The organism is Enterobacter sp. UCD-UG_FMILLET (assembly GCF_000762975.1).
Taxonomy (GTDB): Bacteria; Pseudomonadota; Gammaproteobacteria; order Enterobacterales; family Enterobacteriaceae; genus Enterobacter; species Enterobacter dykesii.
In genome coordinates this window covers 25,815-38,881 of sequence record NZ_JRJC01000026.1, presented here as the reverse complement: position 1 = coordinate 38,881, position 13,067 = coordinate 25,815, and the positions used below count along the sequence as shown (strand labels likewise).

11 protein-coding genes, 4 tRNA genes and 3 pseudogenes are annotated in these 13,067 nt (G+C 53.7%); 17 read left to right on the top strand and 1 reads right to left on the bottom strand.

Features of this window, described 5'->3' with window-relative positions:
* The first annotated feature begins 83 nt into the window (after positions 1 to 83).
* The 5 genes from dppA (at position 84) to dppF (ending at position 5,788) form a co-directional block, all read left to right on the top strand.
* Positions 84 to 1,691 carry a dipeptide ABC transporter periplasmic-binding protein DppA gene (gene dppA, locus LA04_RS12040; protein ID WP_029742038.1) on the top strand — a complete coding sequence of 536 codons (1,608 nt, stop codon included), beginning with the start codon at positions 84 to 86 and terminating at the stop codon, positions 1,689 to 1,691.
* Between the two features lie 161 nt (positions 1,692 to 1,852).
* On the top strand, positions 1,853 to 2,872 hold the full coding sequence (gene dppB, locus LA04_RS12035; RefSeq protein WP_023334097.1) for a dipeptide ABC transporter permease DppB: 1,020 nt from the start codon (positions 1,853 to 1,855) through the stop codon (positions 2,870 to 2,872).
* Between the two features lie 9 nt (positions 2,873 to 2,881).
* Positions 2,882 to 3,784 carry a dipeptide ABC transporter permease DppC gene (gene dppC, locus LA04_RS12030; RefSeq protein WP_047651724.1) on the top strand — a complete coding sequence of 301 codons (903 nt, stop codon included), beginning with the start codon at positions 2,882 to 2,884 and terminating at the stop codon, positions 3,782 to 3,784.
* Between the two features lie 10 nt (positions 3,785 to 3,794).
* Positions 3,795 to 4,778 carry a dipeptide ABC transporter ATP-binding protein gene (dppD, locus tag LA04_RS12025; protein WP_008502772.1) on the top strand — a complete coding sequence of 328 codons (984 nt, stop codon included), beginning with the start codon at positions 3,795 to 3,797 and terminating at the stop codon, positions 4,776 to 4,778.
* The gene (dppF, locus tag LA04_RS12020; RefSeq protein ID WP_047651722.1) at positions 4,775 to 5,788 is read left to right on the top strand and encodes a dipeptide ABC transporter ATP-binding subunit DppF; all 1,014 of its coding nucleotides are present in this window, start codon (positions 4,775 to 4,777) and stop codon (positions 5,786 to 5,788) included. The genes dppD and dppF overlap by 4 nt, the downstream gene beginning before the upstream one ends.
* Before the next feature lie 43 nt (positions 5,789 to 5,831).
* On the opposite strand, the pseudogene coaA reads toward dppF, so the two are convergent.
* Positions 5,832 to 6,783: pseudogene (gene coaA / locus LA04_RS12015) on the bottom strand (type I pantothenate kinase).
* Positions 6,784 to 7,100: 317 nt separating this feature from the next.
* Here coaA and LA04_RS12010 point away from each other — a divergent pair.
* The 12 genes and pseudogenes from LA04_RS12010 to rplL all read left to right on the top strand — a co-directional run bounded on the left by LA04_RS12010 (position 7,101) and on the right by rplL (position 13,017).
* Positions 7,101 to 7,176, top strand: a tRNA-Thr gene (locus LA04_RS12010).
* 8 nt (positions 7,177 to 7,184) lie between these two features.
* Positions 7,185 to 7,269, top strand: a tRNA-Tyr gene (locus LA04_RS12005).
* A gap of 117 nt (positions 7,270 to 7,386) precedes the next feature.
* Positions 7,387 to 7,461: transfer RNA gene (locus LA04_RS12000), tRNA-Gly, on the top strand.
* 6 nt (positions 7,462 to 7,467) lie between these two features.
* Positions 7,468 to 7,543: transfer RNA gene (locus LA04_RS11995), tRNA-Thr, on the top strand.
* Between the two features lie 118 nt (positions 7,544 to 7,661).
* A pseudogene (gene tuf, locus LA04_RS24795) lies at positions 7,662 to 8,456 on the top strand (elongation factor Tu); the annotation flags it as partial.
* Between the two features lie 3 nt (positions 8,457 to 8,459).
* Positions 8,460 to 9,344 (top strand): annotated as a pseudogene (locus LA04_RS25255) (EF-Tu/IF-2/RF-3 family GTPase); the annotation flags it as partial.
* A 228-nt stretch (positions 9,345 to 9,572) separates the two neighbouring features.
* On the top strand, positions 9,573 to 9,956 hold the full coding sequence (gene secE / locus LA04_RS11980) for a preprotein translocase subunit SecE (RefSeq protein WP_014068449.1): 384 nt from the start codon (positions 9,573 to 9,575) through the stop codon (positions 9,954 to 9,956).
* A 1-nt stretch (position 9,957) separates the two neighbouring features.
* Complete coding sequence (gene nusG / locus LA04_RS11975) at positions 9,958 to 10,503, top strand: transcription termination/antitermination protein NusG (RefSeq protein WP_002438628.1); 546 nt, start codon at positions 9,958 to 9,960, stop codon at positions 10,501 to 10,503.
* A gap of 156 nt (positions 10,504 to 10,659) precedes the next feature.
* Positions 10,660 to 11,088, top strand: coding sequence for a 50S ribosomal protein L11 (gene rplK, locus LA04_RS11970; protein ID WP_008503452.1), 429 nt, complete (start codon positions 10,660 to 10,662; stop codon positions 11,086 to 11,088).
* Positions 11,089 to 11,091: 3 nt separating this feature from the next.
* Positions 11,092 to 11,796 (top strand): 50S ribosomal protein L1, encoded by a 705-nt coding sequence (gene rplA, locus LA04_RS11965; protein ID WP_006810530.1) that lies wholly within the window; start codon positions 11,092 to 11,094, stop codon positions 11,794 to 11,796.
* Positions 11,797 to 12,087: 291 nt separating this feature from the next.
* Entirely contained in the window at positions 12,088 to 12,585 is a 498-nt protein-coding gene (gene rplJ, locus LA04_RS11960; protein WP_001207203.1) for a 50S ribosomal protein L10, read from the top strand.
* Positions 12,586 to 12,651: 66 nt separating this feature from the next.
* On the top strand, positions 12,652 to 13,017 hold the full coding sequence (gene rplL, locus LA04_RS11955; protein ID WP_006176746.1) for a 50S ribosomal protein L7/L12: 366 nt from the start codon (positions 12,652 to 12,654) through the stop codon (positions 13,015 to 13,017).
* Positions 13,018 to 13,067: the final 50 nt, after the last annotated feature.

Below are 13,067 nucleotides of genomic sequence, written 5' to 3'. Positions count from 1 at the left end.
ATCTCCGACCGGACCGGGTAAAAAATAAATAAAGGTCTGGCGGCGTAACACAACAAAGCAAAACATCACATTGGAGCAGAATAATGAGTATTTCCTTGAAGAAGTCAGGGATGCTGAAGCTTGGTCTGAGCCTGGTGGCTATGACCGTGGCAGCAAGCGTACAGGCAAAAACCCTGGTTTACTGTTCTGAAGGCTCGCCGGAAGGCTTTAACCCACAGCTCTTTACCTCTGGTACGACTTACGACGCAAGCTCTGTACCGATCTATAACCGTCTGGTTGAATTCAAAACCGGTACCACGGAAGTGATTCCGGGTCTGGCCGAGAAGTGGGACGTCAGCGAAGACGGTAAAACCTATACCTTCCACCTGCGCCAGGGCGTGAAGTGGCAGGACAGCAAAGAATTCAAACCAACGCGCGACTTTAACGCCGACGACGTTGTGTTCTCCTTCGACCGTCAGAAAAACGCTCAGAACCCTTACCACAAAGTGTCTGGCGGCAGCTATGAATACTTCGAAGGGATGGGTCTGCCAGACCTGATCGCTGAAGTGAAAAAAGTGGACGATAAAACGGTTCAGTTCGTGCTGACGCGTCCGGAAGCGCCATTCCTGGCTGACCTGGCCATGGACTTCGCTTCAATTCTGTCCAAAGAGTACGCGGACAACATGCTGAAAGCCGGTACGCCGGAAAAAGTCGACCTGAACCCAATCGGTACCGGTCCATTCCAGCTGCTGCAGTACCAGAAAGACTCCCGCATTCTGTATAAAGCGTTCGAAGGCTACTGGGGCACCAAGCCGAAGATTGACCGTCTGGTCTTCTCCATCACACCTGATGCATCCGTACGTTATGCAAAACTGCAGAAAAACGAATGCCAGGTGATGCCGTACCCGAACCCGGCTGATATCGCCCGCATGAAGCAGGACAAGAACATCAACCTGCTGGAGCAGGCTGGCCTGAACGTGGGCTATCTCTCCTTCAACACCGAGAAGAAACCGTTTGATGACGTGAAGGTGCGTCAGGCGCTGACCTACGCGGTGAACAAAGAAGCGATTATCAAGGCGGTTTACCAGGGCGCTGGCGTTGCTGCCAAAAACCTGATCCCACCAACCATGTGGGGCTATAACGACGACGTTAAAGACTACACCTACGATCCTGAGAAAGCGAAAGCGCTGCTGAAAGAAGCGGGCCAGGATAAAGGCTTTACCGTTGAGCTGTGGGCGATGCCGGTACAGCGTCCGTACAACCCGAACGCACGCCGTATGGCGGAAATGGTTCAGGCTGACTGGGCTAAGGTTGGCGTTCAGGCCAAGATTGTGACCTACGAGTGGGGCGAGTACCTGAAGCGCGCCAAAGCGGGTGAGCACCAGGCAGTCATGATGGGCTGGACCGGTGATAACGGGGATCCGGACAACTTCTTCGCTACCCTGTTCAGCTGCGCGGCGGCAAAAGACGGTTCTAACTACTCTCGCTGGTGCTACAAGCCGTTTGAAGACCTGATCCAGCCGGCGCGTGCGACCGACGATCACAACAAACGTATTGAACTGTACAAGCAGGCTCAGGTTGTTATGCACGATCAGGCTCCGGCGCTGATTGTTGCTCACTCCACCGTGTACGAGCCAGTGCGTAAAGAAGTGAAGGGCTACGTGGTTGATCCACTGGGCAAACACCACTTCGAAAACGTATCTGTTGAATAATAAGTAGGGTGTTCTCCCTCTCCCTCTGGGAGAGGGCAGGGGTGAGGGGCGTGCATGCATCCCCTCACCCTAACCTTCTCCCGCTGGGAGAGGGAATTTACATTTGTGAGCAATACAGACGTCACGCCACTGGTCGTGCGTCATCAGAGAGAATCCGGGTTATGTTGCAGTTCATCCTCCGACGTCTGGGACTTGTTATCCCCACGTTTATCGGTATCACCCTTCTCACTTTTGCCTTCGTCCATATGATCCCCGGCGACCCGGTAATGATTATGGCGGGCGAGCGTGGTATTTCCCCTGAGCGCCATGCACAGCTGCTGGCGGAACTCGGTCTCGATAAGCCGATGTGGCAGCAATACCTCCACTATATCTGGGGCGTATTGCACGGTGATTTAGGGATTTCGCTGAAAAGCCGTCTTCCGGTGTGGGACGAGTTCGTGCCGCGTTTTAAAGCGACGCTGGAGCTTGGCGTCTGCGCTATGATTTTCGCCACTGCGGTGGGTATTCCTGTCGGGGTACTGGCTGCCGTCAAGCGTGGCTCTATTTTTGACCACACCGCCGTGGGCCTGGCGCTGACCGGCTACTCCATGCCTATCTTCTGGTGGGGCATGATGCTGATCATGCTGGTATCGGTGCAGCTTAACCTGACACCGGTCTCCGGGCGCGTCAGTGATATGGTCTTCCTGGATGACTCCAACCCGCTTACCGGCTTTATGCTGATTGATACGGCTATATGGGGCGAAGAGGGCAACTTCATTGATGCCGTGGCGCACATGATCCTGCCTGCCATGGTGCTGGGCACCATTCCTCTGGCGGTGATCGTGCGAATGACCCGTTCATCGATGCTGGAAGTGCTGGGTGAGGATTATATCCGCACCGCGCGCGCCAAGGGCCTGACGCGTATGCGCGTCATCATCGTCCATGCGCTGCGTAATGCCATGCTGCCGGTGGTGACCGTTATCGGCCTCCAGGTGGGGACGTTGCTGGCGGGGGCGATCCTGACCGAAACCATCTTCTCCTGGCCGGGCCTTGGACGCTGGCTGATTGACGCGCTGCAACGCCGTGACTATCCGGTTGTGCAGGGCGGTGTACTGCTGGTCGCGACGATGATTATCCTCGTCAACCTGCTGGTCGATTTGCTGTACGGCGTGGTGAACCCGCGTATTCGTCATAAGAAGTAAGGGACCATCATGTCACAAGTCACTCAAAATAAAGTGGTCGCTGCACCGGTTCCTATGACGCCGCTGCAGGAATTCTGGCACTACTTCAAGCGCAATAAAGGCGCGGTGGTAGGGCTAGTGTATGTCGTAATCATGATCCTGATTGCGGTGTTTGCGAACTTCCTCGCACCGTATAACCCGGCGGACCAGTTCCGCGATGCGCTGCTCGCGCCGCCTGCCTGGCAGGATGGCGGTAGCCTGACGCACCTGCTGGGTACCGATGACGTGGGCCGCGACGTGCTGTCGCGTCTGATGTACGGCGCGCGCCTGTCGCTGCTTGTCGGCTGCCTGGTGGTGGTGTTGTCTCTGATTATGGGGATCGTTCTCGGCCTGGTTGCCGGTTACTTCGGCGGCATCGTTGATAACATCATCATGCGTATCGTCGATATTATGCTGGCGCTGCCAAGTCTGCTGCTGGCGCTGGTGCTGGTGGCGATCTTCGGCCCGTCGATAGGCAATGCCGCGCTGGCGTTGACCTTCGTGGCGCTTCCTCACTACGTACGTTTAACCCGTGCGGCGGTGCTGGTGGAAGTGAACCGCGACTACGTCACCGCTTCTCGCGTGGCGGGTGCCGGTGCGATGCGCCAGATGTTCGTCAATATCTTCCCTAACTGCCTGGCGCCGCTGATCGTTCAGGCGTCGCTCGGTTTCTCTAACGCCATTCTTGATATGGCCGCTCTTGGCTTCCTGGGCATGGGTGCGCAGCCGCCAACACCGGAGTGGGGCACCATGCTCTCCGACGTGTTGCAGTTCGCACAAAGCGCCTGGTGGGTTGTCACCTTCCCGGGTCTGGCAATCCTGCTGACGGTGCTGGCATTTAACCTGATGGGTGATGGCCTGCGTGATGCGCTTGATCCCAAACTGAAGCAGTAAGAGGCACGAGATGGCGTTATTAAATGTAGATAAATTATCGGTGCACTTCGGCGACGAAGGCACCCCGTTTCGCGCCGTGGACCGCATCAGCTACAGCGTAAATCAGGGCGAAGTGGTTGGCATTGTCGGGGAGTCCGGTTCCGGTAAGTCGGTGAGCTCACTGGCGATCATGGGGCTGATAGATTACCCGGGCCGCGTGATGGCGGAAAACCTGCAGTTCAACGGTCAGGATCTGAAGCGCATTTCTGAAAAACAGCGCCGCCAGCTGGTGGGCGCCGAAGTGGCGATGATTTTCCAGGATCCCATGACCAGCCTGAACCCTTGCTACACCGTTGGTTTCCAGATTATGGAAGCGATTAAGGTGCATCAGGGCGGGAATAAGAAAACCCGTCGTCAGCGGGCGATCGACCTGCTGAACCAGGTGGGTATTCCTGACCCGGCATCGCGTCTGGACGTTTACCCGCACCAGCTCTCCGGCGGGATGAGCCAGCGCGTGATGATCGCGATGGCGATTGCCTGTCGACCAAAACTGCTGATTGCAGATGAACCGACGACGGCGCTGGATGTGACCATTCAGGCGCAAATCATCGAACTGCTGCTGGAGCTGCAGCAGAAAGAGAATATGGCGCTGGTGCTGATTACGCACGATCTGGCGCTGGTGGCCGAAGCCGCGCACAAAATCATCGTGATGTATGCCGGCCAGGTGGTCGAGACCGGAAATTCACACGATATTTTCCGCGCGCCGCGTCACCCGTATACCCAGGCGCTGTTACGCGCGTTGCCGGAGTTTGCCCAGGACAAAGCGCGTCTGGCGTCGCTGCCGGGTGTGGTACCGGGTAAATATGACCGTCCGCAGGGCTGTCTGCTCAATCCGCGCTGTCCGTATGCAACGGACAAATGCCGGGCAGAAGAGCCAGAGCTGAACCAGCTTGCTGACGGTCGTCAGTCGAAATGCCACTACCCACTCGATGATGCCGGGAGGCCAACACTATGAGTACGCATCAGGCCACCACGCAACAACCGCTGCTGCAGGCCATCGATCTGAAAAAATACTACCCGGTGAAGAAGGGACTGTTTGCCCCTGAACGCCTGGTGAAAGCGCTGGACGGCGTTTCCTTTAACCTCGAACGCGGTAAAACGCTGGCGGTGGTGGGGGAGTCAGGCTGCGGCAAATCGACGCTGGGCCGTCTGCTGACGATGATTGAAGTGCCGACCGGCGGCGAGCTCTACTATCAGGGGCAGGATCTGCTCAAGCACGATCCGCAGGCGCAGAAGCTGCGTCGCCAGAAAATCCAGATTGTGTTCCAGAACCCGTATGGTTCTTTGAATCCGCGTAAAAAAGTCGGGCAGATTCTGGAAGAGCCGCTGCTGATCAACAGTAATCTGAGCAAGGAGCAGCGCCGTGAAAAAGCGCTGGCGATGATGGCGAAGGTCGGCCTCAAAACCGAGCATTACGATCGCTATCCGCACATGTTCTCCGGCGGCCAGCGTCAGCGTATTGCGATCGCCCGCGGGCTGATGCTCGATCCGGACGTGGTGATTGCCGATGAGCCGGTCTCCGCGCTCGACGTATCCGTGCGTGCGCAGGTGCTGAACCTTATGATGGATCTCCAGCAGGAGCTGGGGCTGTCTTACGTGTTCATCTCCCACGACCTGTCGGTTGTCGAGCACATTGCTGATGAAGTGATGGTGATGTACCTGGGACGCTGCGTGGAGAAGGGGACTAAAGACCAGATCTTTAATAACCCTCGTCACCCGTATACCCAGGCGCTGCTGTCTGCGACGCCGCGTCTGAACCCGGACGATCGTCGTGAGCGTATTAAGCTGACGGGTGAACTGCCAAGCCCGCTGAATCCGCCTCCGGGATGTGCATTCAACGCCCGCTGCAGCCGCCGCTTTGGCCCGTGCACCCAGCTCCAGCCGCAGCTGAAGGAGTATGGCGGCCAGCTGGTTGCCTGCTTTGCGGTCGATCAGGATGAAAATGGCGAGAAGCCACATCCATAACGAAAAAAACCGGCGCTAAGCCGGTTTTTTTATGTCTGCTTGATTATTTCCGCAGGCGAATCTGGTCGACGGCGTGCTTCTCGCTCTTGGTGAGGATCAGGCTTGCACGCTCGCGCGTCGGCAGGATGTTCTCTTTGAGGTTCACGTAGTTGATCTCGTTCCACAGCCCCGTGGCCACACCGATCGCTTCTTCTTCAGAAAGCTGGGCATAGTGGTGGAAATAGGAATCCGGATCGGTGAAGGCCCCTTCGCGGAACTTCAGGAAGCGGTTGATGTACCAGTTTTGCAGCAGGTCTTCCGGCGCATCGACATAAATAGAGAAATCAACAAAATCCGAGACGAATACGTGATGCGGGTCGTGAGGATAGTCCATCCCGCTTTGCAGTACGTTCAGACCTTCCAGAATCAGGATGTCCGGCTGGACCACGGTTTTATCCCCGCCCGGAATGCGATCGTAGATCAGGTGCGAATAGACTGGCGCAGTCACGTGCGGCACGCCGGATTTCAGGTCAGAGACAAACTTCACCAGACGATGCATATCATAAGAAAGCGGGAAACCCTTCTTCTTCATTAGCCCACGTTCTTTTAACACCTCGTTCGGGTGCAGGAAGCCGTCGGTGGTGATCAGCTCCACGCTGCGGTGTTCCGGCCAGCGACTCAACAGCGCCTGCAGGACGCGCGCGGTGGTACTTTTACCCACGGCCACGCTGCCTGCGATACTAATGATATAAGGAATGCGTTGACCGTTCGTCCCGAGAAACTGCTCCAGCACGGCCTGACGGCGCAGGTTCGAGCTGATATAGAAGTTAAGCAAGCGAGAGAGGGGAAGATAAATTTCTGCCACCTCTTCCAGGGACAGATCTTCGTTTATCCCTTTTAACCGCGCGATTTCACCTTCCGTCAGCGTCATAGGGACGGAATCACGCAGGGCAGCCCACTGGCTGCCGGTTAAAGTGAAGATAAGGCGTCATTAACGTTTGCTCTTTTTTGCTCATAAGCATGCTTCAGTGAGCCAGCATCACACTGCCGGATCGTGGCTCATCACACAGTTAATTTTGGACAATGGGCAGGAGGTTAACACCAGATGACGGGAATAATAAGAAAAAAGATGGAAAGCGCTGCGTTACGCGGAAGCCGTCACGCTACGGTGAATACAGTGCAAATCACGATGATATGTTGAATATTTGACCTCAAATGACTACTTTTACAGCGCTTGATACGCTCTTCGCATAAAATGTGAGCGAAAGAACGTTTTATGCAAATTTTTAGTTGCATGACCGCGCAGGTATCCATAGAATGCGCGCTACTTGATGCCGACTTAGCTCAGTAGGTAGAGCAACTGACTTGTAATCAGTAGGTCACCAGTTCGATTCCGGTAGTCGGCACCATCAAGTCCGGTGGGGTTCCCGAGCGGCCAAAGGGAGCAGACTGTAAATCTGCCGTCACAGACTTCGAAGGTTCGAATCCTTCCCCCACCACCACTTTCTGGCAGCGTAAATGCCGCCGGAGCTGGTTGGAAAAATTAGCCAGCTCAAACTGAAAAAGAGAGAAATCTCTTTTTTTGTTACAGAAAGAACTGGGTAGCCGAGTTTCAGGATGCGGGCATCGTATAATGGCTATTACCTCAGCCTTCCAAGCTGATGATGCGGGTTCGATTCCCGCTGCCCGCTCCAATACGTGCTGATATGGCTCAGTTGGTAGAGCGCACCCTTGGTAAGGGTGAGGTCCCCAGTTCGACTCTGGGTATCAGCACCACTTCACTTCTCCTTCCCGTTTCTCTCTGTTTCAATTTTACTGTATTCAACAATTCAGGCATTTCGCCTGGTTGATGTGGTGATATCACCGATTTATCCGTGTCTTAGAGGGACAATCGATGTCTAAAGAAAAGTTTGAACGTACAAAACCGCACGTTAACGTCGGTACTATCGGCCACGTTGACCATGGTAAAACAACGCTGACCGCTGCAATCACTACCGTTCTGGCAAAAACCTACGGTGGTTCTGCTCGTGCATTCGACCAGATCGATAACGCACCAGAAGAAAAAGCTCGTGGTATCACCATCAACACCTCTCACGTTGAGTACGACACCCCGACTCGCCACTACGCACACGTAGACTGCCCAGGCCACGCCGACTATGTTAAAAACATGATCACCGGTGCTGCGCAGATGGACGGCGCGATCCTGGTTGTTGCTGCGACTGACGGCCCAATGCCTCAGACTCGTGAGCACATCCTGCTGGGTCGTCAGGTAGGCGTTCCTTTCATCATCGTGTTCCTGAACAAATGTGACATGGTTGATGACGAAGAGCTGCTGGAACTGGTAGAGATGGAAGTTCGTGAACTGCTGTCTCAGTACGATTTCCCGGGCGACGATACCCCAATCGTTCGTGGTTCTGCTCTGAAAGCGCTGGAAGGCGACGCAGAGTGGGAAGCGAAAATCATCGAACTGGCTGGCTTCCTGGATTCTTACATCCCAGAACCAGAGCGTGCGATTGACAAGCCATTCCTGCTGCCAATCGAAGACGTATTCTCCATCTCCGGTCGTGGTACCGTTGTTACCGGTCGTGTAGAGCGCGGTATCATCAAAGTTGGCGAAGAAGTTGAAATCGTTGGTATCAAAGAGACTGCGAAGTCTACCTGTACTGGCGTTGAAATGTTCCGCAAACTGCTNGAGTGGGAAGCGAAAATCATCGAACTGGCTGGCTTCCTGGATTCTTACATCCCAGAACCAGAGCGTGCGATTGACAAGCCATTCCTGCTGCCAATCGAAGACGTATTCTCCATCTCCGGTCGTGGTACCGTTGTTACCGGTCGTGTAGAGCGCGGTATCATCAAAGTTGGCGAAGAAGTTGAAATCGTTGGTATCAAAGAGACTGCGAAGTCTACCTGTACTGGCGTTGAAATGTTCCGCAAACTGCTGGACGAAGGCCGTGCTGGTGAGAACGTTGGTGTTCTGCTGCGTGGTATCAAACGTGAAGAAATCGAACGTGGTCAGGTTCTGGCGAAGCCAGGCTCAATCAAGCCACACACCAAGTTCGAATCTGAAGTGTACATCCTGTCCAAAGACGAAGGCGGCCGTCATACTCCGTTCTTCAAAGGCTACCGTCCACAGTTCTACTTCCGTACAACTGACGTGACCGGTACCATCGAACTGCCAGAAGGCGTTGAGATGGTAATGCCAGGCGACAACATCAAGATGGTTGTGACTCTGATCCACCCAATCGCGATGGANGAACGTGGTCAGGTTCTGGCGAAGCCAGGCTCAATCAAGCCACACACCAAGTTCGAATCTGAAGTGTACATCCTGTCCAAAGACGAAGGCGGCCGTCATACTCCGTTCTTCAAAGGCTACCGTCCACAGTTCTACTTCCGTACAACTGACGTGACCGGTACCATCGAACTGCCAGAAGGCGTTGAGATGGTAATGCCAGGCGACAACATCAAGATGGTTGTGACTCTGATCCACCCAATCGCGATGGACGACGGTCTGCGTTTCGCAATCCGTGAAGGTGGCCGTACCGTTGGCGCGGGCGTGGTTGCTAAAGTTCTCGGCTAATCGCTGATAACATTTGACGCAATGCGCATGAAAAGGGCATCATTTGATGCCCTTTTTGCACGCTTTCACATCAGAACCTGGCTCATCAGTGATTATTTTTGTCATAATCATTGCTGAGACAGGCTCTGCAGAGAGCGTATAATCCATAAAGGGATTAGCGTTTCGATTTGGCTCGCCTCGCAATCGCGGGGTGAAATTATTTGTAGAATTCTTCTGACAGGTTGGTTTATGAGTGCGAATACCGAAGCTCAAGGGAGCGGGCGCGGCCTGGAAGCGATGAAGTGGGTCGCTGTTGCCGTGCTGCTGATTGTGGCAATCGTTGGCAACTATCTTTATCGTGACATGATGCTGCCGCTCCGCGCGCTGGCAGTGGTGATTCTGATTGCTGCAGCGGGCGGTGTCGCGCTGTTGACGACTAAAGGTAAAGCAACCGTTGCTTTTGCACGTGAAGCGCGTACCGAAGTCCGCAAGGTCATTTGGCCGACTCGCCAGGAAACACTGCACACCACGCTGATCGTGGCAGCAGTAACTGCGGTAATGTCACTGATCCTGTGGGGACTGGATGGTATTCTGGTTCGCCTGGTTTCCTTTATTACTGGCCTGAGGTTCTAAGATGTCTGAAGCCCCTAAAAAGCGTTGGTACGTCGTTCAGGCGTTTTCCGGTTTTGAAGGCCGCGTAGCAACGTCGCTGCGTGAGCATATCAAATTACACAACATGGAAGAGTTATTTGGCGAAGTTATGGTTCCGACCGAAGAAGTGGTTGAGATCCGTGGCGGCCAACGTCGCAAAAGCGAGCGTAAATTCTTCCCGGGTTACGTGCTGGTTCAGATGGTGATGAACGACGCGAGCTGGCACCTGGTGCGCAGCGTACCGCGCGTGATGGGCTTTATCGGCGGCACGTCTGACCGTCCGGCGCCAATCAGCGACAAAGAAGTTGATGCGATTATGAACCGCCTGCAGCAGGTGGGTGATAAGCCGCGTCCTAAAACGCTGTTTGAGCCGGGTGAAATGGTTCGTGTTAGCGACGGTCCGTTTGCTGACTTTAATGGCGTCGTTGAAGAGGTGGACTACGAGAAGTCCCGCCTGAAAGTTTCTGTTTCTATCTTTGGTCGTGCGACCCCGGTAGAACTGGACTTTGCGCAGGTCGAAAAAGCCTAAGCAGCGATCAAAAAAGCGGCGATTTAATCGTTGCACAGGGCGCGAGATTGGAATACAATTTCGCGCCTTTTGTTTTTATGGGCCCCGGCCCGTAAAACGAATTTTATTCACGGGGAGCCTCCCTGAGGCGCTATCACCCAATCAGAGGATTTTAGAATGGCTAAGAAAGTACAAGCCTACGTCAAGCTGCAGGTTGCAGCTGGTATGGCGAACCCAAGTCCACCAGTTGGTCCAGCTCTGGGTCAGCAGGGTGTGAACATCATGGAATTCTGTAAAGCGTTCAACGCCAAAACCGAATCCCTGGAAAAAGGTCTGCCAATCCCAGTCGTAATCACTGTTTACGCTGACCGTTCTTTCACTTTCGTTACCAAAACCCCTCCAGCAGCAGTTCTGCTGAAGAAAGCGGCTGGTATCAAGTCTGGTTCCGGTAAACCGAACAAAGACAAAGTGGGTAAAATTTCCCGCGCTCAGCTGCAGGAAATCGCGCAGACCAAAGCTGCCGACATGACTGGTGCCGACATTGAAGCGATGACTCGCTCAATCGAAGGTACTGCACGTTCCATGGGCCTGGTAGTGGAGGACTAAGAAATGGCTAAACTGACCAAGCGCATGTCCGTGATCCGTGACAAAGTTGATGCGACCAAACAGTACGACATCAACGAAGCTATCGCTCTGCTGAAAGAACTGGCAACTGCTAAGTTCGTTGAAAGCGTTGACGTTGCCGTTAACCTCGGCATCGACGCGCGTAAATCCGATCAGAACGTTCGTGGCGCAACTGTACTGCCACACGGTACTGGCCGTTCCGTTCGCGTAGCTGTATTTGCTCAGGGTGCAAACGCTGAAGCTGCTAAAGCTGCCGGCGCTGAACTGGTAGGTATGGAAGATCTGGCTGATCAGATCAAGAAAGGCGAAATGAACTTTGACGTTGTTATTGCTTCTCCAGATGCAATGCGCGTTGTTGGCCAGCTGGGCCAGGTTCTGGGTCCACGCGGCCTGATGCCTAACCCGAAAGTTGGTACTGTAACTCCTAACGTTGCTGAAGCGGTTAAGAACGCTAAAGCAGGTCAGGTTCGTTATCGTAACGACAAAAACGGCATCATCCACACCACCATCGGTAAAGTGGACTTTGACGCTGACAAACTGAAAGAAAACCTGGAAGCTCTGCTGGTTGCGCTGAAAAAAGCAAAACCAACTCAGGCGAAAGGCGTGTACATCAAGAAAGTTAGCATCTCCACCACCATGGGTGCAGGTGTTGCAGTTGACCAGGCTGGCCTGAGCGCTGCTGCAAACTAATGCCTTTACGTGGGCGGTGATTTTGTCTACAATCTTACCCCCACGTTTGCTAACGAAAGTTAGCGGCTAAAAGATTTGTTCGTTGGAGCCTGGCCTAATCCAGGCCTCCGTCGAAGACCGCAGGTGTTTCGCAAGAGACTTAATCCCCTGCGTAGACGGTGACAGAACGCTAAGATTATTTTTGGATACTCTGGCTTGTTTCTGCTCACCGTATTAAGACGCTCTTTCCGTTGGGGAGAGTGAAGTGAGTTCCGGAACATGAGTTCCGGCAAACATCCAGGAGCAAAGCTAATGGCTTTAAATCTTCAAGACAAACAAGCGATTGTTGCTGAAGTCAGCGAAGTAGCCAAAGGCGCGCTGTCTGCAGTAGTTGCGGATTCCCGTGGCGTTACTGTAGACAAAATGACTGAACTGCGTAAAGCAGGTCGTGAAGCTGGCGTATACATGCGTGTTGTTCGTAACACCCTGCTGCGTCGCGTAGTTGAAGGTACTCAGTTCGAGTGCCTGAAAGACACGTTTGTTGGTCCGACCCTGATTGCATACTCTATGGAACACCCGGGCGCTGCTGCTCGTCTGTTCAAAGAGTTCGCGAAAGCGAATGCAAAATTTGAGGTCAAAGCTGCAGCCTTTGAAGGTGAGTTGATCCCGGCATCGCAAATCGATCGCCTGGCAACCCTGCCGACCTACGAAGAAGCAATTGCACGCCTGATGGCAACCATGAAAGAAGCTTCGGCTGGCAAACTGGTTCGCACTCTGGCTGCTGTTCGCGATGCGAAAGAAGCTGCTTAATCGCAGTTATCTTTATAAAGCATTCGCTTACGTATAAACTTATTCTGATTTTCAGGAACAATTTAAATGTCTATCACTAAAGATCAAATCATTGAAGCAGTTGCAGCTATGTCCGTAATGGACGTTGTAGAACTGATTTCTGCAATGGAAGAAAAATTCGGTGTTTCTGCTGCTGCTGCTGTAGCTGTAGCTGCGGGCCCGGCTGAAGCTGCTGAAGAAAAAACTGAATTCGACGTAATTCTGAAAGCTGCTGGCGCTAACAAAGTTGCTGTTATCAAAGCAGTACGTGGCGCAACTGGCCTGGGTCTGAAAGAAGCTAAAGACCTGGTAGAATCTGCTCCAGCTGCGCTGAAAGAAGGCGTGAGCAAAGACGACGCAGAAGCACTGAAAAAATCTCTGGAAGAAGCTGGCGCTGAAGTTGAAGTTAAATAAGCCAACTTTTCTGGTTGCAGCCTGAGTAATTAGGCTGATGGCTGGTGACT